This is a genomic window from Bacillus sp. Je.9.29.b (genome assembly GCF_051129925.1).
In the GTDB taxonomy this organism is placed as follows: Bacteria; Bacillota; Bacilli; order Bacillales; family Bacillaceae; genus Bacillus; species Bacillus safensis.
Map to the genome: position 1 here is coordinate 30,649 of NZ_JBCPSO010000004.1, position 25,217 is coordinate 55,865.

Here is a 25,217-nt window from a genome sequence, read left to right on the forward strand (position 1 = left end):
TAAATACATAAGGAGGATCACTCTCATGTTCCTCAAACGTTTAGACGTGATAGGATTCAAATCATTTGCACAGCGAGTGACCGTGGACTTTGTTAAAGGGGTCACAGCTGTTGTTGGACCAAACGGAAGCGGCAAAAGTAATATTACCGATGCCATCCGCTGGGTACTTGGAGAACAATCAGCGAAAAGCCTCCGCGGAGGAAAAATGGAAGATATCATTTTTGCAGGAAGTGACTCAAGAAAAAGAGTCAATCTAGCAGAGGTGACTTTAACGTTAGATAACGAAGATCACTTTTTACCGATCGATTTTCATGAAGTCAGTGTGACAAGAAGGGTTTATCGTTCAGGCGAAAGTGAATTTCTCATAAACAATCAATCTGTCCGCTTAAAGGATATTATTGATCTTTTCATGGATTCAGGTCTTGGAAAGGAAGCTTTTTCAATCATCAGCCAAGGAAAGGTAGAGGAAATTCTATCAAGCAAGGCAGAAGAGAGAAGAAGTATTTTTGAAGAAGCGGCTGGCGTTTTAAAATATAAAACAAGAAAGAAAAAAGCCGAAAATAAACTGTTTGAAACGCAGGACAACTTAAACCGAGTAGAAGATATTCTGCATGAACTAGAAGATCAAGTAGAACCATTAAGAATGCAAGCATCCATTGCAAAGGACTATTTGCAAAAAAAAGAAGAGCTTGAAAATGTCGAAATTGCCCTAACTGTTCATGACATCGAAGCACTTCATGAAAAATGGACAACACTTGGTGAAGCAGTCGAGCGCTTCAAACAAGATGAAATGAAGCAGTCTACAGATATCCAAGCAAAAGAAGCCAAAATTGAAGAGTCGAGAGACCGCATTCAAGCGCTTGACGAATCAATTAATGACCTGCAAGAAGTTCTTCTTTTCACAAGTGAAGAATTAGAAAAGCTTGAAGGAAAAAAAGAAGTGCTAAAAGAACGGAAAAAAAATGCGGCCGCAAACCAAGGACAGCTTGAAGAAACGCTCGTTCGTTTAACTGAAAAGCAGTCGCTGTTAACAGAAAAGATTGAGCAGCAGAAAATCACGCGGGACAGCTTGCAAAAAGAAGTGCACCAGCTAAAAGATGAAGTGAAAACAAAGCAGCATCAACTGTCGCTTCATAGTGAAGATGTGGAAGGTCAAATTGAACAGCTGAAAAGTGATTATTTTGATCTGCTCAATGAACAGGCTTCCATCCGTAATGAACGTAAATTACTAGAAGAACAGCAGCGCCAAGCAGCGATGCAGCTAGAGCGGCTGACGCAAAATAACCAAAAACATATCGAAGAACGAGTGTCTGTCAAAGAAAAGAAAACAGAAGCTGAGCAGCAGCTTTCAGCACTCGAAGAAGACATTCTGGCTCAAGTCAAACGTTTTAGAGAGGCAGAACAAAAGCTTGAGCAAATAAAACGTCAATACGAGAAAAAAGAAACGGCTCTTTACCAAGCCTATCAATACGTACAGCAGGCAAAATCCAAAAAAGAAATGCTTGAATCCATGCAAGAAGACTTCTCAGGCTTTTTCCAAGGAGTGAAAGAGGTCTTAAAGGCAAAAGAACGGTTAGGCGGTATTCATGGTGCCATTGCAGAGCTGATTCAAACGGATCAGCAGTATGAGACAGCGATTGAAATTGCACTGGGTGCAGCCACGCAGCACGTCGTTACAGAAAATGAAGCAGCTGCGAGACAAGCGATTGGATACTTAAAGCAGCATTCATTTGGACGTGCAACCTTCCTGCCAATGAACGTGATCAAAGAAAGAATCATTCAGCTCAGAGATGTTCAAACAGCAGAGCAGCATGCTGCATTTATCGGCGTAGCGAGTCACCTCGTTTCTTTCGATGAAAAGTATCAAAAGGTGATTCAGAATTTGCTTGGAACTGTGCTGATCGTTAGAGACTTAAAAGGCGCCAATGAACTGGCGAAAATGCTTGGACATCGTTACCGCATCGTGACCCTTGATGGAGATGTCGTAAACCCCGGCGGTTCAATGACTGGTGGTGGCGTAAAGAAAAAGAACAACTCTCTTCTTTCAAGAAACCGGGAGATCGAAACGTTAACAAAGCAGCTCGTTGAAATGGAAGAGAAAACAACGATCCTTGAAAAAGAAACAAAAGAAACGAAGCAATTGATCGGAGTTAACGAAAGCCAATTAAACGAACTGCGCCAGCGCGGCGAAACACTTCGTGAAAAGCAGCAAGATCTCAAAGGGAAGCTATACGAACTGCAAGTTGCAGAAAAAAATATCAATGCTCATCTTGAACTCTATGATCAAGAAAAAGAAGAATTGCAGCAGCGTTCTACTGAGCTCGCGGATAAGGATAAAAAGCAGGTTGCTCTTGAAGCCTCTATAGGTGAGAAACTGACGGCTTTAGATCAAGAGATCAATACATTAACAAAGCGTAAGCAGACGCAAAGCTCAACGAAGGAAACCATTTCAGCTGAATTAACAGACCTGAAAATCTCGCTTGCCAAAAAAGAGCAGTCCTTAGCGAATGAACAAGAAAAGCTTTCGAGCTTAATGGCTGAATTAGAAGAAGCTGAACAGACGCTGATGGAAACAAAAGAAGATCTGTCACTCTTAACAAGTGAAATGTCATCTAGTTCAAGCGGAGCCGAACAACTGGAAGAAGCGGCGAAAGAGAAGCTGGAAAACAAAAACAAAACAACTGCACTCATTTCAGAGCGTCGTAAGCAGCGTCTCGCTCTTTCTGAAACATTAGAATTCGCTGAACGTGAGCTTAAAGAACAAAAACGTTTGTATAAGCAGCTCACCACAAGCTTAAAAGATGAAGAGATTAAGCTTGGCCGTATGGAAGTCGAGCTCGATAACCTGATCGCTTATTTGAACGATGAATATGCTCTTTCATTTGAAGGAGCAAAAGAGATGTATCAGTTGACGTTATCGCCCGATGAAGCAAGAAAACGAGTGAAGCTGATCAAACTAGCCATTGAAGAGCTTGGAACAGTAAACTTAGGCAGCATTGACGAGTATGAACGTGTGAATGAACGCTATCTCTTCTTAACAGAACAGCGAAATGATCTGACAGAAGCGAAAAATACATTATTCCAAGTCATCGAAGAAATGGATCAAGAGATGACAAAGCGTTTCTCTGAGACATTCTCTCAAATCCGCGGTCACTTTGAATCTGTTTTCCAAGCATTATTTGGCGGCGGAAGAGCAGATCTTAAGCTGACAGATCCAAATGATTTACTCAACTCTGGCGTTGATATTGTCGCGCAGCCGCCAGGGAAAAAACTGCAAAACTTAAGCCTTCTTTCAGGCGGAGAGAGAGCCTTAACAGCGATCGCCTTACTATTCTCTATTTTAAAAGTGAGACCTGTTCCATTCTGCGTGTTAGATGAGGTAGAAGCGGCACTTGATGAAGCAAATGTTTTCCGTTTTGCGCAATATTTAAAGAAATACAGCCAGGAAACACAGTTCATTGTCATTACGCACCGCAAGGGAACAATGGAAGAAGCCGATGTGCTCTACGGCGTGACCATGCAGGAATCAGGTGTTTCTAAGCTTGTATCTGTCAAACTAGAAGAAACGAAAGAGCTTGTCCAGTAATTAAAGGAGGTTTTTGAACCAATGAGCTTTTTTAAGAAATTAAAAGAAAAATTTACGCAGCAAACCGATTCAGTATCAGAAAAGTTTAAAGATGGACTCGAAAAAACGAGAAACTCCTTCCAAGGAAAAGTGAATGAACTGATTTCTCGCTACCGCAAAGTCGACGAAGACTTTTTTGAAGAGCTGGAAGAGGTTCTGATCGGCGCTGATGTCGGTTTCACAACTGTGATGGAACTGATTGATGAGCTGAAAAAAGAAGTGAAATTAAGAAACATTCAAGACCCAAGTGAAGTACAAGCGGTCATTTCTGAAAAACTGGTTGATATCTACAATAGCGGAGAGGAACAAATCTCTGCGCTGAACATTGAAGACGGGCGTTTGAATATCATATTATTTGTAGGCGTCAACGGTGTTGGAAAAACAACGACGATCGGCAAGCTTGCAAATAAGCTGAAAAATGAAGGGAAATCCGTCATTTTAGCAGCAGGTGATACGTTCCGTGCCGGTGCCATCGAGCAGCTTGAAGTGTGGGGAGAGCGTTCAGGTGTTCCTGTCGTCAAACAAACGGCAGGCTCTGATCCAGCAGCGGTGATCTATGATGCCGTTCAATCAGCAAAAGCGAAAAATGCGGATGTCCTCATCTGCGATACAGCAGGAAGACTTCAAAACAAAGTGAACTTGATGAAAGAGCTGGAGAAAGTCAAGAGAGTCATTGAGCGCGAGGTTCCAGATGCACCTCATGAAGTATTGCTTGCTCTTGATGCGACAACGGGTCAAAACGCCATGGCACAAGCCAAGGAATTTTCGAAAGCGACAAATGTGACAGGGATTGCTTTAACAAAGCTTGACGGTACTGCAAAAGGCGGGATCGTTCTTGCAATTCGAAATGAGCTGAACATTCCCGTGAAGCTTGTCGGTTTAGGTGAAAAGGTGGACGATCTGCAAGAGTTTGATGCAGAATCGTATGTGTATGGATTATTCTCAGACGTGATTGATCAACAAGACTAACAAAAAAATGCCGGCGAAACTGCTGGCATTTTTATTTATACGCCGCTTCATGAAGTGACAAGATAAAAACTTGACACACAGAAGAGAACCGTGTAAACTTAGTTGATGTAAAGGGAATGAACTTAACAAAGGGGAGAGAGCCCATGACGCTTGAAAAAACAACGAGAATGAACTACTTGTTTGACTTCTATCAATCGTTGTTGACCGCAAAGCAAAAGAGCTACATGTCGCTTTACTACCTAGACGATTTTTCCCTCGGTGAAATTGCGGATGAATATGAAGTATCAAGGCAGGCTGTTTATGATAATATTAAACGGACTGAAGCGATGCTTGAACAATATGAAGAAAAGCTGCTCTTGTTTAAGAAATTTAAAGAGCGTAAAGAACTTCTCAAAAAAATGAGAGAGCTTGTAGCTGATTCTGCGCAAACAGAAGAAGCAGAAGCTTTAATTGAATCGCTTGAGAAATTAGATTAGGAGGCGGCACAGTATGGCATTTGAAGGATTAGCCGACCGACTGCAGCAGACGATTTCAAAAATCCGCGGCAAAGGAAAAGTGTCAGAGCAAGATGTAAAAGAAATGATGCGCGAGGTACGCCTTGCCCTTCTTGAAGCTGACGTCAATTTTAAAGTAGTCAAAGACTTTGTGAAAAAAGTAAGTGAGCGGGCAGTTGGACAAGAGGTCATGAAAAGCCTTACCCCTGGACAGCAGGTTATTAAAGTTGTAAAAGAAGAACTCACTGAATTAATGGGCGGAGAAGAGAGTAAGATCGCTGTAGCGAAAAAATCTCCAACCGTCATTATGATGGTTGGTCTTCAAGGGGCAGGTAAAACAACCACAACTGGGAAGCTTGCCAATTTACTTCGCAAAAAACATAATCGCAAGCCGATGATGGTAGCTGCTGATATTTACAGACCAGCAGCGATCCAGCAGCTTCAAACGCTTGGGAAACAGCTTGATATGCCGGTGTTTTCATTAGGTGATCAAGTCAGCCCTGTCGAAATTGCCAAACAGGCAATTGAAAAAGCGAAAGAAGAACACCATGATTATGTCATTTTAGATACAGCAGGACGTCTTCATATCGATGAAGAATTAATGGATGAACTTCAGAAAGTAAAAGAAGTAGCAAATCCAGAAGAAATTTTCCTAGTTGTTGACTCTATGACAGGTCAAGATGCTGTCAATGTCGCGAAAAGCTTTAATGAACAGCTTGGTTTAACGGGTGTCGTTCTAACAAAACTAGACGGTGATACAAGAGGCGGTGCAGCACTTTCTATTCGAGCTGTCACCAACACGCCGATTAAATTCGCTGCGCTAGGAGAAAAGCTTGATGCGATTGAACCATTCCATCCGGAGCGGATGGCATCAAGAATTCTTGGCATGGGAGATGTGCTCACGCTGATTGAAAAAGCACAGGCAAACGTCGACCAAGATAAAGCCAAAGAGCTTGAGCAAAAAATGCGGACAATGAGCTTCACGCTCGATGATTTCCTCGAGCAGCTTGGCCAAGTTCGGAATATGGGTCCACTTGATGAACTGATCCAAATGATGCCGGGAGCCGGTAAAATGAAAGGGCTCAAAAACGTCCAAGTAGACGAAAAGCAGCTCAATCATATCGAAGCGATCATTAAATCAATGACGACCAAGGAAAAAGAACAGCCAGAGGTCATCAATGCAAGCCGGAGAAAACGGATTGCAAAGGGAAGCGGAACATCTGTACAGGAAGTCAATCGCCTTTTAAAGCAATTTGATGAAATGAAAAAGATGATGAAGCAAATGACCAACATGTCCAAAGGAAAGAAAAAGGGCTTTAAATTACCATTTATGTAATTGGTTATACATGATAAAACCGTTGTTAAGAAAAAACACTTTACAAACCCTTTTATCATTGTTAATATACTATCTTGTTGAAATATTTTCGGAGGTGCTAGTAAAATGGCAGTAAAAATTCGTTTAAAACGTATGGGAGCAAAAAAATCTCCTTTCTATCGTATTGTTGTAGCAGATTCTCGTTCACCACGTGACGGTCGTTTCATCGAAACAGTTGGAACTTACAACCCAGTGGTATCACCAGCTGAGGTGAAAATCAACGAAGAATTAGCGCTTAAATGGCTTCAAAACGGTGCGAAACCATCTGATACAGTTCGCAACCTTTTCTCAAGCCAAGGAATTCTTGAAAAATTTCATAATGCGAAAAACAGCAAATAATGAATGAGCTGTCCTTGGAAGAATTGATTGTGTCCATCGTCGAGCCACTTGTTGATTTCCCTGAAGATATTCACGTATCTTCATTAGAAAAAGATGAGCAGCTGATTTACACACTGTCTGTCAATGCTGAAGATACCGGAAAAGTGATCGGAAAGCAGGGACGTACAGCAAAAGCGATACGAACAGTCATTTTTGCAGCAAGTGCAGAGTCTTCTAAGAAAGTTCAACTTGAGATTGCTGACTAAAAAGGGAGAGGGCTTAGGACCTCCCCTTTTTTTACACGTTTAAATCTATTTTTAGTTATACTGTAGAGGACAAATGCCTTCGGATAGGGGGACAAAAAGGAAGATGCAGATCATTCAACATGTCACCGTGATGCAAGTATTAACTGAAAGCAGTAAGGACAAACTGTTAACGACTTTTTTGGAGAAAAAAGAAAGACTAGAACGTGAATGCAATCAACTATATTTTCAACTAAAAAAACATGAAAAAGAACCACATCAGCAAGAAGCCATCCCTCAATTTCAAAAAGCGATCGATAAAAGGCAAGAGAAGATCCGGCAAATTGATTTTCAAGTAGAGCAGCTGCATATTTTGCCGCTTGGAAGTGAAATGAAAGAAACAGAAGTGGATGCATTGGTTGAAGTAAAAATAGGTGATAAATGGGATGACAAGATGCAAGATAATGTCATCGTCGTGAAAGACGGCACCATTGTGGAAATACGTCAGGGGTGATTGAGAACATGGAGCTAGAATGGTTGAATGTTGGAAAGATCGTCAATACACACGGAGTGCGCGGAGAAGTACGCGTCGTGTCAAAGACGGATTTCCCAGAAGAGCGCTACAAAAAGGGAAGCGTCCTCTATATTTTCAAGCAAGGTCAAAGCGAGCCGCTGAAAGTGACTGTCGCATCACATCGGCAGCACAAACAGTTTGATTTGCTCACATTTGAAGAAATCAACTCATTAAATGAAGCAGAGCATTTGAAAGAATCAATCTTAAAGGTAGAAAAAGAACATCTTGGGTCATTAGACGAAGGAGAATTTTATTTCCACCAAATCATTGGCTGTGAAGTATACGATGAAGAAGACAAGCTGATCGGCCAAATCAAAGAAATCCTTACGCCAGGGGCAAATGATGTGTGGGTGGTTGGAAGAAAAGGCAAAAAAGATGCCCTCATTCCATATATACCATCTGTCGTCAAAAAGATCGATATCTCATCCAAAACCGTACACATTGAAGTGATGGAAGGACTTATTGACGAATGAAAATCGATTTCTTAACCCTTTTTCCTGAAATGTTCGAAGGTGTGCTTCACTCATCGATCTTAAAAAAAGCACAGGAGAAAGAAGCTGTCTCATTTCAAGTCGTCAATTTTAGAAAGTATTCGGATCATAAGCATAAAACAGTGGATGACTATCCGTATGGCGGCGGTGCTGGTATGGTACTGAAAGCGCAGCCCGTATTTGATGCGGTAGAAGATTTAACGAAGAAAGCAAGCACGAAGCCCCGAATCATTCTTGTCTGTCCTCAAGGGGAAAGATATACACAAAAGAAAGCAGAAGAACTTGCAAAAGAAGAGCATCTTATGTTCATTTGCGGCCACTATGAAGGCTACGATGAGCGCATCAGGGAGCATCTTGTCACAGATGAGATCTCAATCGGAGATTTTGTCCTCACAGGCGGAGAGCTGCCAGCGATGATGATTGCAGACAGTGTGGTCAGGCTTTTGCCTCATGTGCTTGGAAAAGAAGCGTCTCACATCGAAGATTCATTCAGTACAGGTCTGCTTGAGCACCCGCACTATACAAGGCCTGCGGAGTATAAAGGACTAAAAGTGCCGGATGTGCTTCTCTCTGGAAATCATGCCAAAATTGAAGAGTGGCGGCGCAAAGAATCCTTGAAGCGAACCTATACAAGAAGACCAGATTTGATCGATTCTTGCAAAACATTAACGGATGAAGAAAAAAGATGGCTTTGGCAGCTTCATAATGACTAGATTGTATTGCACACGGCATAGAGGTATGGTATGATACTACTTGTGACTTGGACGGCTTGCTGATCCAAGTTTGAAAACGATGTTCCGCTGCAATGAAGAAAGAGGACATGAGCATCTGTTGGAAGGAGTTGAAAACGATGCAACATTTGATTGAAGAAATCACAAAAGAACAATTACGCACTGATCTTCCTGCGTTCCGTCCTGGTGACACTTTACGTGTACACGTTAAAGTTGTCGAGGGTACTCGTGAGCGTATCCAGATCTTTGAAGGTGTTGTAATTAAGCGTCGTGGTGGTGGAATCAGCGAAACTTTCACAGTTCGTAAGATCTCTTACGGTGTAGGCGTTGAGCGTACATTCCCTGTACACACACCAAAAATCGCTAAGATCGAAGTTGTACGTCACGGTAAGGTACGTCGTGCGAAACTTTACTACCTACGTGAACTTCGCGGTAAAGCGGCTCGTATCAAAGAAATCAGACGATAATGATATCAAAGGAAAGAGCTTGTTACCTGTAACAGGCTCTTTTTTTGTACAATGTATAAAGATAACGGTAGAAGAAAGAAGGTGCACATATGACGATTCAATGGTTTCCAGGCCATATGGCAAAAGCAAGACGTGAAGTCACAGAAAAATTAAAGCTCATCGACATCGTATTTGAATTAACCGATGCAAGAATTCCGATGTCCTCTAGAAACCCAATGATCGAAGAAATCCTTCAAAACAAACCCAAAATCATGCTCTTAAACAAAGCAGATAAAGCAGATCCTCGTATGACAAAGGAGTGGCAGGCGCATTTTGAGCAGCAAGGCGTTCGGTCACTTGCCATTAACTCTGTCGATGGACAAGGCTTAAATCAGATCATCACGGCTTCAAAAGAAATTTTAAAAGAAAAATTCGACCGCATGAAAGCAAAAGGCGTCAAACCACGTGCAATTCGAGCACTGATTATCGGGATTCCCAACGTCGGAAAATCGACCTTAATCAATCGTTTAGCAAAAAAGAACATTGCCAAAACAGGAGACCGGCCTGGTATTACGACATCACAGCAATGGGTAAAGGTAGGGAAAGAACTAGAACTGCTCGATACCCCTGGAATCCTCTGGCCGAAGTTTGAAGATGAGCAAGTAGGACTCAGACTTGCGGTGACTGGAGCGATCAAAGATTCGATCATCAATTTACAGGATGTCGCTGTGTATGCACTTCGTTTTCTAGAAGAGAACTACCCAGAGCGATTAAAAAAACGCTATGACCTAGCGGAGATACCTGAAGATACGGTTGAGCTGTTTGATGCAATTGGCACTAAGCGCGGCTGTCTAATGAGCGGGGGATTCATAAACTATGACAAAACCACCGAAATCATTATTCGGGATATTCGAACAGAAAAATTTGGTCCCCTCACTTTTGAGAAGCCTGAAAGCTAAAAGACACGCAGCTCATGCGGGTCTTTATTTTTTGCGAAAAACTGCCGATATAAAGAAGGAGGCTGCGAAAAAGCCTATGTACACGGTGAAACAAATAAAAGAACTTATAGAAAAGCATGCAGGCGACGAGTCCTACATTCGCGAGCTTGTGAAAGATGATACGAGAAAAAGTGTCCAAAAACTGATAGAAAAGTGGCACAAAGAGAGAGAAAAGCAGCAAGCACTGCGCGCAGCTTGGGATGACATGCTGCAATTTGAAAACAAAGCAAAGGCGCAGGGATACACATGTATTGCTGGAATAGATGAAGCAGGAAGAGGACCGCTCGCCGGCCCAGTTGTGGCAGCAGCCGTCATATTAAAGGAAGAGACAGTCCTGCTCGGTTTAAACGACTCAAAGCAATTATCTGAGAAAAAAAGATTGGCCTATTATGATTTAATTCAAAAAGAAGCACTTGATATCGGAATCGGCATTGTTGATGCGGCGACGATTGATGAAATCAATATTTATGAAGCATCAAGACTGGCAATGGTAAGAGCTGTGGAGCAGTTAACTCATACACCAGATTATCTACTCATAGATGCCATGACACTCCCGCTTTCTACTCACCAAGAGAATATCATCAAAGGAGATGCAAAAAGTGCATCCATTGCAGCAGGTGCATGTATTGCGAAGGTGACAAGGGATCAGATGATGGAAGAGTACGGGCGTAAGTATCCTGAGTATCAATTTGAAAAACATAAAGGGTACGGAACGAAAGAGCACCTAGCTGCGATTCAAACACATGGTGCTACCCCCATCCACCGATTATCGTTTGCGCCAGTGAAATCTGTTATATCATAAATTTTAATCTAAGGAGGCTGCCTGTGATGACAAGAGTTGAGGACATACATACAGCACTGAATAGCCGGCTGAATACGGCCGAATCGGTTCCATTAAACACCGAAGGGAAGGAAAATGTTCATCGGCTGATTCTCGGTAAAGTACTAAAAATGCTTGGAGATGATACAGCCCTTGTTCAAATAGGTTCAACGAAAATAAAAGCACAGCTGGCGGCCCAGCTTAAAGCAGACGCATTTTATTGGTTCCAATTTGAACAAGAGGGTGGAGGCAGCCTCAATAAACTAAGACCTGTTCAGCAATTTGATCAAGATCCTAAGACATTAAAGGATGCAGCAGCCAAACTATTAGAAGGTCTTTCACTTAAAAATGGGCTTGAAAACATGCTGACGGCTACAGCTTTTTTAAAGGAAAAGCCCGTCATCAATGAAGGAGAGTTAAAAACGGCAGTGAAGTGGATCGAACAGCTTCAAGGAGCTGATGTGAAGAAAGGGCTCCAGGCACTCCTCTTTGCTTTAAAGAAAGATTTACCGATCCAGCAAGGGGTGCTTCAATCTATTTTAGCCGTAAAATCACCCTCTGCCCTTCATCAGGATATAACAGCGCTATTAAATCAATTAACACAGCTTCCGAAGCACACAGATGCCACACAGACCCTTATACAAGCCGTTCGGTCAGTTGTAGATGCAGAGACAGCCGTCCATTCAGAAAAGCTCTTATCGGTCCTTCTAGCAGCGAGAGAAGGAGAGGCGAAGCAAGGCGGCAGTTTACCAGTAACGACTCAGCTTAATCCGTCTCAGCAAAAAGAAAATAGCCATGCCCCAATCGTTCAAGAGCGTCAGCCGTCCCAAGTTCTTCAGACAAACGTGCAGCAGTCAACAAGTCCAAAAGGGCTGCAAATCCCGCTTCAGCAAATTGAGCGGATACTGGCAAGCTTGATGAAACAAGGTGCAGACGGGCAGCAAGAGCCTAACTTAAAACAGCTTACAGCATTGCTTCAAGGACTCCAGCAGGCAGGCTCTCAGCCTGACGCAAAAGCAGCTGTACTGCAAAAAGAGTTTCCCTTCCTGTCAAAAAGAGAGGCGAAAGCTTTGGCTCAGGTGGTGCAGCAGACTGAACCAACATTAAGCAATAAAACCGATGTGCTCGATTTACTTATGACGATGAAAAAGGCAATAGGTGTGCGTGATGAAATTGGTATGCTGAAACTGCTTGAAAAAGGCAGCCAGGATGTCAAAAGTCAGGAGCTGCACCAATTAAAGCTTAGCTTAAATGATGTGAGACAGGCTGATTTACCAGAGCCCATTAAAAAAGAAGTGGATCAATTATTTCATAGATTGAATGGGCAGTTACTTGTGCAGCAGGAGAACCAAACCGTCAGTCAAATGATGGTTTCCTATCCTCTTTTCTCAAAACATAGTGTTCAAGATTTAACCTTTATACTAAAGGGACATAAGAAAAAAGATGGCTCTATTGATATTTCTCAGTGCCGTCTGATGTTTTATTTAAACATGGAAAACCTTGAAGAAACCTTAATAGACTGTACGATTCAGCAAAAGGTCATGTCCATTACTGTCGAGACAGCCCATGAACTGCAAGGAACCATTAATCCGATGATTCCGGCTGTTCGGGAGAATTTAAACGCTCTAGGATACAGTTTAACGGGAATTACAGCAAAAAAGAGACAAGAGCCAGTAGATCCGTCTCAATTTCTAGATGAACACTTTCATAAAATCAGCGAGAAAGGGCTGGACTTACGAGTATGAAGGATTCAAAACCGCTTAGAAGAGCGGTCGCTCTGCATTACGATGAAGAAAAACAAAAGGCGCCAAAAGTCGTTGCAACAGGCAGCGGCTATGTGGCAGATCATATTATTGAAGAAGCAAAAAAGTCGGGAGTCCCAATCCAGGAAGACCGTAATTTAGTCGAACTCATGCGCCACTTAACATTAGATGAGGAGATCCCTGAAGCGTTATACGATACTGTAGCAGAAATATTTTCGTTTATCTACAGGTTAGATCAAAAAATGAAAAAATAAGGTAAAAAAAGTGATTTGGCTGAAAAATTTATATTTTTAATAAAATAAAAGTTTGAATGTTTAGAAGGATTTTACGATTTTACATAGAACCCTAGACATTCTCTTTTTTATTCTTTAAAATGAAAGCGCAGTCTATTTTATAATTTTTGTTTCTACATATGTTGGGAGGATGGGAAATGAATATCCATGAGTACCAAGGAAAAGAAATCCTAAGAAAATATGGGGTTTCAGTTCCAAATGGTAAAGTAGCATTTACACCTGATGAAGCAGTGAAAGCATCAGAAGAGCTAGGGAGCTCTGTATATGTCGTAAAAGCACAGATTCATGCAGGCGGCCGTGGTAAAGCAGGCGGGGTAAAAATTGCAAAAACGAAAGATGAAGTGAAAGGGTTTGCAGAGGAATTGCTCGGCAAGACACTTGTCACACATCAAACAGGGCCTGAAGGGCGCGAAATAAAACGCTTACTTATTGAAGAAGGCTGCGATATTCAAAAGGAATACTATGTTGGACTAGTTTTGGACAGAGCGACATCAAGAATTGTATTGATGGCATCTGAAGAAGGCGGTACTGAAATTGAAGAAGTAGCAGAAAAAACGCCAGAAAAAATCGTCAAAGTGGTCATCGATCCAGCGATTGGTCTGCAAGGCTATCAGGCGAGAGAAGTGGCATTTAAAATTAATATTCCAACAAAATTAGTTGGCCAAGCTGTTAAGTTTATGACAAGCCTTTACAATGCGTTTATTGAAAAAGATTGTTCAATTGCTGAGATTAATCCACTTGTTGTAACAGGCGATGGAAAAGTCATGGCACTTGATGCAAAATTAAACTTTGATAGCAATGCCTTATATAGACAAAAAGATATATTAGAATACCGTGACCTTGATGAAGAGGATCCAAAAGAAATTGAAGCATCTAAATATGACTTAAGCTACATTTCTTTAGATGGAAATATTGGCTGTATGGTCAATGGAGCAGGTCTTGCGATGTCTACAATGGATATCATCAAGCATTACGGCGGGGACCCTGCAAACTTCCTGGATGTTGGCGGCGGTGCAACAGCTGAAAAAGTAACGGAAGCATTTAAAATCATTTTATCTGATCAAAATGTCAAAGGGATTTTCGTGAACATTTTTGGCGGTATCATGAAATGTGATGTGATTGCAGAAGGTGTTGTTGAAGCGACGAAACAAGTCGGCTTAACATTACCACTTGTTGTACGTCTTGAAGGAACAAACGTTGAATTAGGGAAGAAAATCCTGAGTGATTCAGGCTTAAATATCACTTCTGCTGAGTCTATGGCTGACGGGGCAGAAAAGATTGTATCTTTAGTCAAGTAGAGCAGAAAGGCAGGGAACCTAAATGAGTGTATTTATTAATAAAAATACGAGAGTAATTGTTCAGGGGATTACCGGTTCAACCGCATTGTTCCATACAAAACAAATGATTGAGTACGGAACAAATATCGTTGGCGGTGTCACACCTGGAAAAGGTGGGACTGAAGTAGAAGGAGTTCCTGTATTTAATACTGTATCTGAAGCAGTGCAGACAACCGGAGCGAACGCTTCTGTTATCTATGTACCAGCACCATTTGCGGCAGATGCCATTTTAGAGGCTGTTGACGCAGAAGTCGATCTCGTCATTTGTATCACTGAACATATTCCAGTACTTGACATGGTCAAAGTGAAACGGTATATGGAAGGGAAAAAGACAAGACTAGTTGGACCAAACTGCCCAGGTGTCATCACACCTGAAGAATGTAAAATTGGAATCATGCCTGGCTACATTCATAAAAAAGGTCATGTGGGTGTTGTTTCTCGTTCTGGAACGCTTACATATGAAGCGGTACATCAGCTTTCAGAAGCTGGCGTTGGTCAATCGACAGCTGTAGGAATCGGGGGGGACCCGGTAAATGGGACAAACTTTATTGATGTTTTAAAAGCATTCAATGAAGACCCTGAAACACATGCTGTGATTATGATCGGTGAAATCGGCGGTACGGCTGAAGAAGAAGCAGCTGAATGGGTAAAAGCAAATATGACAAAACCAGTCGTTGGCTTTATTGGCGGTAAAACGGCGCCTCCAGGAAAACGTATGGGACATGCTGGTGCTATTATTTCTGGTGGTAAAGGCACAGCTGATGAAAAAGTAAAAACAATGCGTGAATGTGGTATTGAAGTGGCAGAAACACCATCTGTCATGGGTGAAACATTGATTAAAGTATTAAAAGAGAAGAATCTCTTCGAAGCTTGTAAAACGCATTAATGACACAAGAAGACTTGTTCTTTGACAAGTCTTCTTCTTTCTATCTTAAACTGGAGGAATGGTATGTACAACGTGTCCGAAAGAATGATTTTTCACCGCTTAAAAGGCCTCATCTCACCCTCATTATTAACAAAATGGTGGAAAGTCGATCCTGAACTATATATAAATGAAGAAACACATCATTTTAAACAGGATCGAGCATTACAAACGATCGACTTTACCCGCTTAAAACAAGCTGAAGAAAATGAATTCCCCATTTTTCAACACATCGTTCAAGCCTATTTAACGCAAAACATTCACATGATTCCCATCACATCACCCTTATATCCCAGCACACTAAAAAATATTTATGATCCTCCCCCTGTGTTATTCCTAAAAGGAAACGTATCATATTTAAATGAAGAAAAAAGTTTAGGTGTAGTCGGCACAAGAATTCCATCATCTTATGGAGAAGCATGTGTGAAGAAAATTGTTGGTGAGCTTGTCAAGGAAGAGTGGATGATTGTCAGTGGTTTAGCTAAAGGAATCGATGGACTGGCACATAAAGAGTGCATCAGGAAAAAAGGGAAAACAATCGGCATTATAGCAGGCGGCTTTCAGCATTTATACCCAAAAGAACATGCACAAATGGCTCAATACATGGGCGAACATCATTTGCTTTTGTCAGAGCATCCACCTTATGTCAAACCAGAAAAGTGGCATTTTCCAATGAGAAATCGTTTAATTAGTGCATTGACGAAAGGGACCATCGTGATTCAGTGCAAAGAAAAGAGCGGTTCTCTTATTACAGCCTATCAAGCGCTTGAGCAAGGCAAAGAAGTATTTGCGGTTGCCGGATCCATCTTTGATTCTAATTCCACAGGTCCGGCAAGACTCATTCAGCAGGGGGCAAAGCTTGTTCATTCCACAAAGGATATTTTAGAGGAATTCTCCTTCCACAGCGTTCAATATACTGAACTCTCATAAAATATCGTTTGACAAAAGACATCGGAATATTTAATAATAGTGAGGATTTAAGTTTACACTTTGTTTTTCGTGTTTATAATGATGTTCATCATAAAGAATTTTTAATGATTGCCTGTTAGATAGGTGCAATTAACATAAATATGAATTGTGAAATGTATAAAGAGAGAACACCTCTTAAGGGGGATTTTGAGTATGGCTGATTATTTAGTCATCGTTGAGTCGCCAGCAAAGGCGAAAACGATTGAGCGTTATTTAGGAAAAAAGTATAAAGTAAAAGCTTCAATGGGGCACGTAAGGGATTTACCGAAAAGTCAGCTCGGTGTTGACACTGAGCATGACTTCGAACCGAGATATATTACGATTCGCGGGAAAGGCCCAGTTTTGAAAGAATTAAAAACAGCAGCGAAAAAAGCAAAGAAAGTCTATCTCGCAGCTGACCCCGATAGAGAGGGAGAAGCGATTGCTTGGCATTTAGCACACAGCCTTGACCTTGACCTCTCTTCTGACTGCCGCGTTGTTTTTAACGAGATTACAAAGGATGCGATTAAAGATTCCTTTAAGCATCCACGTATGATCAATATGGACTTAGTTGATGCGCAGCAGGCAAGACGGATCTTAGATCGTCTCGTTGGGTATAAAATCAGTCCGATTTTATGGAAGAAAGTGAAGAAGGGCTTAAGTGCCGGACGTGTTCAATCAGTTGCACTCCGCCTGATTATTGATCGCGAGAATGAAATTAATGAATTTAAACCAGAAGAATACTGGACAATTGACGGTACATTCCTTAAAGGAAAAGAAAGCTTCGAAGCGAGTTTCTTTGGCCTCAATGGCAAAAAACATCCATTGAAAACAAAAGAAGATGTAAATGAAATCCTTTCGAAATTAAAAGGAAGCAAATTCTCTGTAGAGAAAGTAACGAAAAAAGAGCGTAAACGTAATCCAGCCGTTCCGTTTACGACTTCTACTTTACAGCAGGAAGCTGCAAGAAAATTAAACTTCCGTGCGAAAAAGACGATGATGATTGCACAGCAATTATATGAAGGAATTGATCTTGGTAAAGAAGGAACAGTCGGTCTCATTACATATATGAGAACGGACTCCACACGTATTTCCAATACGGCGATTGAAGAAGTATCTGCCTTCATTGATCAGACGTACGGCAAGAATTTCTTAAATACAACAAAACGCCCGGCCAAAAAGAATGAAAATGCACAAGATGCTCACGAAGCCATCCGCCCAACTTCTACGTTAAGAAAACCGGCAGATGTCAAGCACGTGCTAAGCCGTGATCAGCTTCGTCTGTACAAATTGATTTGGGAACGATTCGTGGCAAGCCAAATGGCGCCGGCTGTTCTTGATACAATGAGTGTGGATCTTGATCATAACGGTCTTACTTTCCGTGCGAATGGAAGTAAAGTGAAATTTCCTGGGTTTATGAAGGTTTATGTGGAAGGAAAGGACGACCAGCTAGAGGAAAAGGACAAAATGCTTCCTGATCTGAAAGAAGGGGACACAGTTCTTTCAAAAGATATTGAACCTGAACAGCACTTCACACAGCCGCCTCCGCGTTACACTGAGGCAAGATTGGTCAAAACACTTGAAGAGCTCGGTATAGGCCGTCCATCTACGTATGCACCAACATTAGATACAATTCAAAAGCGCGGCTATGTCGCACTTGATAATAAACGATTTACTCCGACAGAGCTTGGAGAGATTGTACTCAACTTAATCATTGAATTCTTCCCTGAAATCATTAACGTTGAATTTACAGCGAAAATGGAAAAGGAACTTGATAGTGTTGAAGAAGGTACGATCGAATGGGTTCGTATTATCGACAGCTTCTATCAAGACTTTGCAAAACGGGTAGAAAAAGCTGAAGCAGAGATGCAAGAAGTTGAGATTGAGCCGGAATACGCAGGTGTTGATTGTGAAGAGTGCGGACATCCGATGGTGTACAAAATGGGTAGATACGGCAAGTTCATGGCGTGCTCTAACTTTCCTGACTGCCGTAACACAAAACCAATTGTCAAAGATATCGGTGTCAAATGCCCGTCATGTCATGAAGGAAACATTGTTGAACGAAAATCGAAAAAACGCCGCATTTTTTATGGCTGTGATCGTTTTCCAGAGTGTGAATTCGTCTCTTGGGACAAACCAATTGAAAGAAAGTGTCCAAAATGCGAAAATATGCTTGTAGAGAAAAAGCTGAAAAAAGGCGTTCAAGTTCAATGTGTCAACTGTGATTATAAAGAGGAACAACAAAAATAGCGGTGAGCAGCCTTGTTCACCTGCTTTTTTATGTCATCAAACAGACCTTACGAAATAGGAGAGTTGTACAATGAGTCAATTTGTAAATGTGATCGGAGCCGGTTTAGCTGGAAGTGAAGCAGCATGGCAAATCGCTAAACGAGGAATTAAAGTCAATTTATATGAAATGAGACCTGTGAAACAAACGCCGGCTCACCACACAGATAAATTTGCGGAGCTTGTATGCAGCAACTCACTGCGTGCGAATGCTTTGACAAATGCAGTAGGTGTATTAAAGGAAGAAATGCGTCATTTAGATTCAGCTATCATCGCAGCAGCAGATGAAAGCTCAGTTCCTGCTGGCGGCGCGCTTGCAGTAGACCGTCATGAATTTGCAGCAAACGTGACAGACCGCGTGAAAAATCATCCGAATGTTACTGTCTTTCAAGAAGAGGTGCAGAGCATTCCAGAAGGTCCGACAATTATCGCGACTGGCCCGCTGACATCTGAAGCACTTTCCAAAGAATTAAAATCGTTAACAGGAGAAGAATATCTCTATTTCTACGATGCAGCGGCACCTATTCTAGAGAAAGACAGCATTGATATGGATAAGGTGTACTTGAAATCTCGCTATGACAAAGGAGAAGCTGCTTATTTAAACTGTCCAATGACAGAAGAAGAATTCGATCGTTTTTATGAGGCGCTCATTTCTGCTGAAACTGTGCCATTAAAAGAATTTGAAAAAGAAATCTTCTTTGAAGGCTGTATGCCAATTGAAGTCATGGCGAAAAGAGGAAAGAAAACGATGCTGTTTGGTCCGATGAAGCCAGTAGGACTGGAAGATCCGAAAACAGGAAAAAGACCTTACGCTGTTGTTCAATTAAGACAGGATGATGCAGCAGGTACTTTATATAACATCGTTGGCTTCCAGACACATCTGAAATGGGGCGATCAAAAGGAAGTATTCCGTTTGATTCCAGGTCTTGAAGAAGCAGAGATTGTTCGTTACGGCGTGATGCACCGTAATACATTTATTAACTCCCCAAGCCTTTTAAGACCGACTTATCAGTTTAAAAATAGAGATGACCTATTCTTTGCCGGACAAATGACAGGCGTTGAAGGGTATGTCGAGTCCGCAGCGTCCGGACTTGTGGCTGGAATTAACGCCGCTCGTTTTGTCAAAGGAGAAGAGCTTGTGACACTTCCTGAGGAGACGGCGATTGGCAGTATGGCTCACTACATCACATCGACAAACAAGAAAAGCTTCCAGCCGATGAATGCGAATTTTGGTTTGCTGAAAGATCTAGGTGTTCGAATTAAGAACAAACAAGAACGCTATGCAGAGTACGCTAAGCGCGCAATCGAAACTATTCAAACTATTTCGAAATCTCTGTAGTAAAACATTGCACGGAAAGCAAGATATGTGATACCATTTAAAAGCCTTAAAGAGGTGTAAAAATGACGAATAAACAGCGTCTTGTCCACTTATTCATTGAATATCTGCAAATTGAAAAAAACTATTCAGCTTTAACGATCTCAGGATATACAGAAGCCATTGAAGAGTTTGTCAGATTTATGAACATTCAAGGAATAGACGGTTTTGAAGAGGTATCCTATCAAGATACGAGAATTTATTTAACAGAAGCTTATGAAAAAGGCCTGACAAGAAGAACGATTAGTAAGAAAGTCTCTGCGCTTCGCAGCTTTTATAAATTTTTATTAAGAGAACAGCTTGTGAAAGAAAATCCTTTTTTACTCGTTAGCTTACCAAAGCAGGATAAGCGGATTCCTTCATTTTTGTATGAAGAGGAACTAAAAGAGCTTTTTACAGTTTCTGATGTCAGCACACCGCTTGGGCAAAGAAATCAAGCCATTTTAGAACTTCTTTATGCAACAGGTATGAGGGTCAGTGAGTTATGTTCATTAAAAGAATCTGATCTTGATCTATCGATGGATACAGTGCTTGTTCATGGGAAAGGCAGCAAGCAGCGGTATGTTCCTTTCGGGTCATATGCTCATGAAGCGCTCATTACTTATTTAGAGGATGGAAGGCAGAAGCTGAAATCTAAAGGGAAAGACCGCGCTGATACTCATGTGTTTTTGAATCAGCGCGGGATGCCTCTTACAGACCGAGGTGTACGATTCATTCTCACTGAATTAATGAAAAAGGCGTCAGGTACATTACATATCCATCCTCACATGTTAAGGCACACCTTTGCTACGCATCTCTTAAACGAGGGGGCGGATTTGAGAAGTGTTCAAGAACTTCTCGGTCATTCAAATTTATCATCTACACAGGTGTACACGCATGTATCAAAAGATTCTTTAAGAAACACGTACATGTCTCATCACCCAAGGGCTTTTAAACGATCCTAAAAGGAGGTTTTTTCATGTCATCATTTCATGCAACAACCATCTTTGCCGTTCAGCATAAAGGAAAAAGTGCAATGGCTGGCGACGGTCAAGTCACTTTCGGGCAGGCTGTCGTGATGAAACACACAGCAAAAAAAGTGCGCCGTCTTTTCGGAGGCAAGGTGCTTGCAGGTTTTGCAGGTTCAGTAGCCGATGCTTTTACACTCTTTGAAAAGTTTGAAACAAAGCTTGAAGAATATGGTGGTAATTTAAAGCGGGCAGCCGTAGAACTAGCGAAGGAATGGCGAAGTGACAAGATGCTAAGGCAGCTTGAGGCTATGCTCATCGTCATGAACAAAGAAAGCATCCTGCTTGTGTCTGGAACAGGAGAGGTCATTGAACCAGATGATGGGATTTTGGCCATTGGCTCAGGCGGCAACTATGCGCTTAGCGCCGGGAGAGCACTCAAAACCCACGCAGGTGATCATCTCTCAGCGAGAGAAATTGCAAAGGCCGCTCTTGAAACGGCCGGAGAAATCTGTGTCTACACGAACGATCAAATCACTTTAGAAGAGCTTGAATAGAAAGGACATGAGACGTATGGAGAAAAAGCCGTTCACCCCAAGAGAGATAGTTGAAAAGCTTGATCAATACATCATTGGTCAGCTTGATGCGAAAAAAGCAGTGGCGGTGGCTTTAAGAAACCGTTACAGAAGAAGTCTTTTGCATGATAAGCTTAAGGATGAAGTCGTTCCTAAAAACATTTTAATGATCGGTCCAACAGGTGTGGGGAAAACAGAGATTGCCCGCAGAATTGCTCGAATTTCTGGTGCGCCTTTTATTAAAGTGGAAGCGACGAAATTTACTGAAGTGGGTTATGTCGGCCGTGACGTAGAGTCCATGGTGAGAGATTTAGTTGAAACAGCGATTAGACTCGTCAAAGAAGAAAAGATGAAAGATGTTCAAGAGGAAGCAGAAAAACAAGCAAATAAACGTCTTGTTCATTTACTTGTTCCTGGCAAGAAAAAAAGCCAGTCTGTGAAAAATCCGTTTGAGATGCTGTTTGGCGCCTCTGATGAAGATGACCGTGATCGAGATCATTCAAATGAAGAAGTGGAACTCGAATCGACAAGAAAGCGAATCGCTCATCAGCTGGCGATGGGAGAACTTGAAGATCATTACGTTACGATTGAAGTAGAAGAACAGCAGCCTTCCATGTTTGATATGCTTCAAGGCTCGGGTATGGAGCAAATGGGTATGAACATGCAGGATGCGCTCGGCAATCTAATGCCTAAAAAGAAAAAACGCAGAAAGCTGACTGTCAGAGAAGCAAGAAAGGCGTTAACGGCTGAGGAAGCTTCAAAACTGATTGATATGGATGAAGTCAGTCAGGAAGCGGTCTACAAAGCAGAGCAGCAAGGAATTATTTTTATCGATGAAATCGACAAAATCGCCAAAAGCGGTGGTGCATCATCTGCAGATGTTTCTCGTGAAGGGGTTCAGCGTGATATTTTACCGATTGTAGAAGGTTCAACTGTGATGACGAAATATGGTGCCGTTAAAACTGATCATGTGCTGTTTGTTGCAGCAGGTGCATTTCATATGGCAAAGCCATCAGATTTGATTCCAGAGCTTCAGGGACGTTTCCCAATCCGTGTAGAATTAGATAAATTAAGTATAGAAGACTTTGTGAAAATCTTAACGGAACCAGATAATGCATTATTAAAGCAATATAAAGCTTTACTTGAAACAGAAGGTATATCTCTTGAATTTTCTGACGATGCTATTCATAAGATTGCCGAAGTGGCTTATCATGTCAATCAGGAGACAGATAACATCGGTGCAAGAAGGCTTCATACCATACTTGAGAAGCTGCTTGAAGAGCTTTCATTTGAGGCGCCTGATATTACGATGGAGACAGTGACCATTACCCCTCAGTATGTCGAAGAGAAGCTAGGAAAGATTGCAAATAACAAAGATTTAAGTCAATTTATACTTTAACAAATGAATAAAGTAATCTAGGAGGATCATTATTATGGCGTTACTACAAAAAACAAGGATTATTAACTCAATGCTGCAAGATGCAGCGGGGAAACCAGTTAATTTCAAAGAAATGGCAGAAACACTGAGAGATGTCATTGATTCAAACATTTTTGTATTAAGCAGAAGGGGAAAGCTTCTTGGCTACTCCATTAATCAACAGATCGAAAATGCACGTATGAAAAAAATGCTTGAAGATCGTCAGTTCCCTGAAGAATATACAAAGAGTCTATTCAATGTCCCTGAAACGTCTTCAAACCTTGATATTAACAGTGAATATACAGCTTTCCCGATTGAAAACCGGGACTTATTCCAATCAGGTTTAACAACAATTGTTCCAATTATCGGCGGAGGAGATCGTTTAGGTACGTTAATCCTGTCCCGCTTACAAGATACATTCACAGATGATGATTTAATTCTTGCTGAATACGGGGCAACAGTTGTTGGAATGGAGATTCTTCGCGAGAAAGCAGAGGAAATCGAAGAAGAAGCAAGAAGCAAAGCGGTTGTCCAAATGGCGATTAGCTCTCTTTCATACAGTGAGCTTGAAGCGATTGAGCACATTTTTGAAGAGCTGGATGGAAACGAAGGTCTTCTCGTTGCAAGTAAAATTGCAGACCGTGTAGGGATCACGCGCTCAGTGATCGTAAACGCCTTACGTAAGTTAGAAAGTGCAGGCGTGATTGAATCTCGTTCTCTTGGAATGAAGGGAACGTACATCAAAGTGTTAAACAACAAATTTTTAATTGAACTCGAAAATTTAAAATCTCATTAATCAAAAACCTTTTTTGGCCGAAATAAAGGCTGAAAAGGGTTTTTTTATGTGAAAAAATGAGGATTTGTCCGAAAAATGTCACTCTTTTTCCCAAGAAACCCCTTACAAATCTGTAGTGCTTTGAATCTAGGTCTTTATACCCATTCGTAAAATAGATATATATTACGAGTTTTTTTTACATATACATCATAGACTTTAATCCTATTATTTCTTACAATGAACATATGGTTTTACAAATCTCGACATGATTAAATGGAATGAAATACATATGATTGGAGGTATATGGTTTTGGATATATTTTCTGGAACGATAAGCAACCTTGAGAATGCCTTGGGTAGAGCGAATGTTAAGCAAAAAGTCATAAGCAATAATATCGCAAATATAGACACACCGAACTACAAGTCGAAAAACGTCGCATTCCATGACATGCTAAATGATGCGTCAATCAAATTAGATGCTAAAAAAACATACCAAGGTCACATTGATTTTTCAAAAAAAGGGTCTAATTATTCAGTTGTTTCGAGCAACCGTACTTCATATCAAGAAAACGGAAATAATGTCGATATTGATCAAGAGATGAGTGAACTCGCTAAAAACCAAATTCAGTATAATGCGCTGGTGGAAAGAATGAGCGGGAAATTCAATTCTCTTAAAACAGTTTTGACAGGAGGTAAGTGATGTCGATCTTTTCAGGAGTGAACGCTTCGGCCTCAGCATTAACGGCACAGAGGCTCAGAATGGACGTTGTATCCTCAAACCTTGCAAATATGGATACAACAAGGGCTAAACAGGTTGATGGCAACTGGGAGCCTTATAGACGTAAGCTTGTCACATTACAGCCGTCAGGTGAATCGTTTTCATCTATATTGAACTCAAGTATGAATTCGAGCGGCAAATTAGGAAACGGCGTCAAAGTAACAAAGATTACTGAAGACGAAACTCCATTCAACCTTCAATATGATCCTACAAATCCCGATGCCAATGAAAATGGATATGTTCAAACACCAAATGTCGATCCATTAAAAGAAATGGTCGACCTCATCAGCAGCTCAAGATCATATGAAGCAAACGTGACTGCCCTAAATGCGAATAAAAGCATGCTGATGAAAGCTTTAGAAATAGGAAAGTAAGGTGAAAATAATTGGTTAATGCAATATCTCCTTTCCAGCTTCAAACTGCTCAGCAAGCAAGTGAATTGACGAATGCAACGCCCGTTCAGGCGGCTGCACCTAAAAGTCAAACGAATTTCTCTGATGTGCTGAAGAATTCCATTGAGGCATTAAATCAATCACAGCTGAAATCAGACCAGTATACAAATGCGCTTGCACAAGGAAAAGATGTCAATCTCGATGAAGTCATGATTGCTTCACAAAAAGCGAGTGTTACACTCACAGCTGCAACAGAGTTTCGAAATAAAGCAGTCGAAGCGTACCAAGAGATTATGAGAATGCAGATGTAGGAGGTGCTGGTGGACA

The 25,217-nt window shown here is 41.4% G+C and carries 26 protein-coding genes; all 26 read left to right on the plus strand.

Annotation, left to right across the window (positions count from 1 at the left end; all coding sequences use genetic code 11):
* Positions 1-25: 25 nt before the first annotated feature.
* Complete coding sequence (smc, locus tag AAZR19_RS09050) at positions 26-3,586, plus strand: chromosome segregation protein SMC (protein WP_326349651.1); 3,561 nt, start codon at positions 26-28, stop codon at positions 3,584-3,586.
* A gap of 21 nt (positions 3,587-3,607) precedes the next feature.
* Positions 3,608-4,594: a signal recognition particle-docking protein FtsY gene (gene ftsY / locus AAZR19_RS09055; RefSeq protein ID WP_024424194.1), complete on the plus strand. Its 987-nt coding sequence runs from the start codon at positions 3,608-3,610 to the stop codon at positions 4,592-4,594.
* 143 nt (positions 4,595-4,737) lie between these two features.
* Positions 4,738-5,070 (plus strand): putative DNA-binding protein, encoded by a 333-nt coding sequence (locus AAZR19_RS09060; protein WP_012009935.1) that lies wholly within the window; start codon positions 4,738-4,740, stop codon positions 5,068-5,070.
* A gap of 13 nt (positions 5,071-5,083) precedes the next feature.
* Positions 5,084-6,424 carry a signal recognition particle protein gene (gene ffh / locus AAZR19_RS09065; protein ID WP_024424193.1) on the plus strand — a complete coding sequence of 447 codons (1,341 nt, stop codon included), beginning with the start codon at positions 5,084-5,086 and terminating at the stop codon, positions 6,422-6,424.
* Positions 6,425-6,529: 105 nt separating this feature from the next.
* Positions 6,530-6,802, plus strand: coding sequence for a 30S ribosomal protein S16 (gene rpsP / locus AAZR19_RS09070; protein ID WP_008344841.1), 273 nt, complete (start codon positions 6,530-6,532; stop codon positions 6,800-6,802).
* Positions 6,802-7,047, plus strand: coding sequence for a KH domain-containing protein (locus AAZR19_RS09075; RefSeq protein ID WP_041108963.1), 246 nt, complete (start codon positions 6,802-6,804; stop codon positions 7,045-7,047). The genes rpsP and AAZR19_RS09075 overlap by 1 nt, the downstream gene beginning before the upstream one ends.
* 103 nt (positions 7,048-7,150) lie before the next feature.
* Positions 7,151-7,537, plus strand: coding sequence for a YlqD family protein (locus AAZR19_RS09080; RefSeq protein WP_024424191.1), 387 nt, complete (start codon positions 7,151-7,153; stop codon positions 7,535-7,537).
* 8 nt (positions 7,538-7,545) lie between these two features.
* Positions 7,546-8,070, plus strand: a complete 525-nt coding sequence (rimM, locus tag AAZR19_RS09085; RefSeq protein ID WP_024424190.1) for a ribosome maturation factor RimM — start codon at positions 7,546-7,548, stop codon at positions 8,068-8,070.
* Positions 8,067-8,801 (plus strand): tRNA (guanosine(37)-N1)-methyltransferase TrmD, encoded by a 735-nt coding sequence (gene trmD, locus AAZR19_RS09090; RefSeq protein ID WP_326349650.1) that lies wholly within the window; start codon positions 8,067-8,069, stop codon positions 8,799-8,801. The genes rimM and trmD overlap by 4 nt, the downstream gene beginning before the upstream one ends.
* 137 nt (positions 8,802-8,938) lie before the next feature.
* Positions 8,939-9,286, plus strand: coding sequence for a 50S ribosomal protein L19 (gene rplS / locus AAZR19_RS09095; protein ID WP_008354510.1), 348 nt, complete (start codon positions 8,939-8,941; stop codon positions 9,284-9,286).
* Between the two features lie 89 nt (positions 9,287-9,375).
* On the plus strand, positions 9,376-10,224 hold the full coding sequence (gene ylqF / locus AAZR19_RS09100) for a ribosome biogenesis GTPase YlqF (RefSeq protein ID WP_034281765.1): 849 nt from the start codon (positions 9,376-9,378) through the stop codon (positions 10,222-10,224).
* 76 nt (positions 10,225-10,300) lie between these two features.
* A complete protein-coding gene (locus AAZR19_RS09105) occupies positions 10,301-11,065 on the plus strand; it encodes a ribonuclease HII (protein ID WP_087975448.1) in 765 nt (254 codons plus the stop codon).
* Positions 11,066-11,091: 26 nt separating this feature from the next.
* A complete protein-coding gene (locus AAZR19_RS09110; protein WP_326349649.1) occupies positions 11,092-12,828 on the plus strand; it encodes a glycosyltransferase in 1,737 nt (578 codons plus the stop codon).
* Positions 12,825-13,100, plus strand: coding sequence for a FlhB-like flagellar biosynthesis protein (locus tag AAZR19_RS09115; RefSeq protein ID WP_003211418.1), 276 nt, complete (start codon positions 12,825-12,827; stop codon positions 13,098-13,100). The genes AAZR19_RS09110 and AAZR19_RS09115 overlap by 4 nt, the downstream gene beginning before the upstream one ends.
* 176 nt (positions 13,101-13,276) lie before the next feature.
* Positions 13,277-14,437: an ADP-forming succinate--CoA ligase subunit beta gene (gene sucC / locus AAZR19_RS09120; RefSeq protein ID WP_024426972.1), complete on the plus strand. Its 1,161-nt coding sequence runs from the start codon at positions 13,277-13,279 to the stop codon at positions 14,435-14,437.
* A 22-nt stretch (positions 14,438-14,459) separates the two neighbouring features.
* Positions 14,460-15,362: a succinate--CoA ligase subunit alpha gene (gene sucD / locus AAZR19_RS09125; RefSeq protein WP_007499624.1), complete on the plus strand. Its 903-nt coding sequence runs from the start codon at positions 14,460-14,462 to the stop codon at positions 15,360-15,362.
* Between the two features lie 63 nt (positions 15,363-15,425).
* Positions 15,426-16,328: a DNA-processing protein DprA gene (dprA, locus tag AAZR19_RS09130; RefSeq protein ID WP_041108971.1), complete on the plus strand. Its 903-nt coding sequence runs from the start codon at positions 15,426-15,428 to the stop codon at positions 16,326-16,328.
* Between the two features lie 192 nt (positions 16,329-16,520).
* Positions 16,521-18,596, plus strand: coding sequence for a type I DNA topoisomerase (topA, locus tag AAZR19_RS09135; protein ID WP_218677165.1), 2,076 nt, complete (start codon positions 16,521-16,523; stop codon positions 18,594-18,596).
* Positions 18,597-18,666: 70 nt separating this feature from the next.
* Complete coding sequence (gene trmFO / locus AAZR19_RS09140; RefSeq protein WP_024424183.1) at positions 18,667-19,971, plus strand: FADH(2)-oxidizing methylenetetrahydrofolate--tRNA-(uracil(54)-C(5))-methyltransferase TrmFO; 1,305 nt, start codon at positions 18,667-18,669, stop codon at positions 19,969-19,971.
* A 62-nt stretch (positions 19,972-20,033) separates the two neighbouring features.
* Positions 20,034-20,951 (plus strand): tyrosine recombinase XerC, encoded by a 918-nt coding sequence (gene xerC, locus AAZR19_RS09145; RefSeq protein ID WP_087978882.1) that lies wholly within the window; start codon positions 20,034-20,036, stop codon positions 20,949-20,951.
* Between the two features lie 14 nt (positions 20,952-20,965).
* A complete protein-coding gene (hslV, locus tag AAZR19_RS09150) occupies positions 20,966-21,511 on the plus strand; it encodes an ATP-dependent protease subunit HslV (RefSeq protein WP_024424181.1) in 546 nt (181 codons plus the stop codon).
* A gap of 16 nt (positions 21,512-21,527) precedes the next feature.
* Complete coding sequence (gene hslU / locus AAZR19_RS09155) at positions 21,528-22,928, plus strand: HslU--HslV peptidase ATPase subunit (protein WP_041108980.1); 1,401 nt, start codon at positions 21,528-21,530, stop codon at positions 22,926-22,928.
* 34 nt (positions 22,929-22,962) lie between these two features.
* Positions 22,963-23,742, plus strand: a complete 780-nt coding sequence (gene codY, locus AAZR19_RS09160) for a GTP-sensing pleiotropic transcriptional regulator CodY (protein ID WP_007499612.1) — start codon at positions 22,963-22,965, stop codon at positions 23,740-23,742.
* A gap of 288 nt (positions 23,743-24,030) precedes the next feature.
* Complete coding sequence (gene flgB, locus AAZR19_RS09165; protein WP_041108983.1) at positions 24,031-24,420, plus strand: flagellar basal body rod protein FlgB; 390 nt, start codon at positions 24,031-24,033, stop codon at positions 24,418-24,420.
* Complete coding sequence (gene flgC / locus AAZR19_RS09170) at positions 24,420-24,872, plus strand: flagellar basal body rod protein FlgC (RefSeq protein ID WP_024424179.1); 453 nt, start codon at positions 24,420-24,422, stop codon at positions 24,870-24,872. Before flgB ends, flgC begins: the two co-directional genes overlap by 1 nt.
* 11 nt (positions 24,873-24,883) lie before the next feature.
* Positions 24,884-25,201, plus strand: coding sequence for a flagellar hook-basal body complex protein FliE (fliE, locus tag AAZR19_RS09175; protein WP_024424178.1), 318 nt, complete (start codon positions 24,884-24,886; stop codon positions 25,199-25,201).
* The last annotated feature ends 16 nt before the right edge of the window (positions 25,202-25,217 follow it).

Bases quoted from the DNA above. Each gene is read 5' to 3' on its own strand.
- smc (WP_326349651.1), top strand. From the start codon at position 26: ATGTTCCTCAAACGTTTAGACGTGATAGGATTCAAATCATTTGCACAG.
- ftsY (WP_024424194.1), top strand. From the start codon at position 3,608: ATGAGCTTTTTTAAGAAATTAAAAGAAAAATTTACGCAGCAAACCGAT.
- AAZR19_RS09060 (WP_012009935.1), top strand. From the start codon at position 4,738: ATGACGCTTGAAAAAACAACGAGAATGAACTACTTGTTTGACTTCTAT.
- ffh (WP_024424193.1), top strand. From the start codon at position 5,084: ATGGCATTTGAAGGATTAGCCGACCGACTGCAGCAGACGATTTCAAAA.
- rpsP (WP_008344841.1), top strand. From the start codon at position 6,530: ATGGCAGTAAAAATTCGTTTAAAACGTATGGGAGCAAAAAAATCTCCT.
- AAZR19_RS09075 (WP_041108963.1), top strand. From the start codon at position 6,802: ATGAATGAGCTGTCCTTGGAAGAATTGATTGTGTCCATCGTCGAGCCA.
- AAZR19_RS09080 (WP_024424191.1), top strand. From the start codon at position 7,151: ATGCAGATCATTCAACATGTCACCGTGATGCAAGTATTAACTGAAAGC.
- rimM (WP_024424190.1), top strand. From the start codon at position 7,546: ATGGAGCTAGAATGGTTGAATGTTGGAAAGATCGTCAATACACACGGA.
- trmD (WP_326349650.1), top strand. From the start codon at position 8,067: ATGAAAATCGATTTCTTAACCCTTTTTCCTGAAATGTTCGAAGGTGTG.
- rplS (WP_008354510.1), top strand. From the start codon at position 8,939: ATGCAACATTTGATTGAAGAAATCACAAAAGAACAATTACGCACTGAT.
- ylqF (WP_034281765.1), top strand. From the start codon at position 9,376: ATGACGATTCAATGGTTTCCAGGCCATATGGCAAAAGCAAGACGTGAA.
- AAZR19_RS09105 (WP_087975448.1), top strand. From the start codon at position 10,301: ATGTACACGGTGAAACAAATAAAAGAACTTATAGAAAAGCATGCAGGC.
- AAZR19_RS09110 (WP_326349649.1), top strand. From the start codon at position 11,092: ATGACAAGAGTTGAGGACATACATACAGCACTGAATAGCCGGCTGAAT.
- AAZR19_RS09115 (WP_003211418.1), top strand. From the start codon at position 12,825: ATGAAGGATTCAAAACCGCTTAGAAGAGCGGTCGCTCTGCATTACGAT.
- sucC (WP_024426972.1), top strand. From the start codon at position 13,277: ATGAATATCCATGAGTACCAAGGAAAAGAAATCCTAAGAAAATATGGG.
- sucD (WP_007499624.1), top strand. From the start codon at position 14,460: ATGAGTGTATTTATTAATAAAAATACGAGAGTAATTGTTCAGGGGATT.
- dprA (WP_041108971.1), top strand. From the start codon at position 15,426: ATGTACAACGTGTCCGAAAGAATGATTTTTCACCGCTTAAAAGGCCTC.
- topA (WP_218677165.1), top strand. From the start codon at position 16,521: ATGGCTGATTATTTAGTCATCGTTGAGTCGCCAGCAAAGGCGAAAACG.
- trmFO (WP_024424183.1), top strand. From the start codon at position 18,667: ATGAGTCAATTTGTAAATGTGATCGGAGCCGGTTTAGCTGGAAGTGAA.
- xerC (WP_087978882.1), top strand. From the start codon at position 20,034: ATGACGAATAAACAGCGTCTTGTCCACTTATTCATTGAATATCTGCAA.
- hslV (WP_024424181.1), top strand. From the start codon at position 20,966: ATGTCATCATTTCATGCAACAACCATCTTTGCCGTTCAGCATAAAGGA.
- hslU (WP_041108980.1), top strand. From the start codon at position 21,528: ATGGAGAAAAAGCCGTTCACCCCAAGAGAGATAGTTGAAAAGCTTGAT.
- codY (WP_007499612.1), top strand. From the start codon at position 22,963: ATGGCGTTACTACAAAAAACAAGGATTATTAACTCAATGCTGCAAGAT.
- flgC (WP_024424179.1), top strand. From the start codon at position 24,420: ATGTCGATCTTTTCAGGAGTGAACGCTTCGGCCTCAGCATTAACGGCA.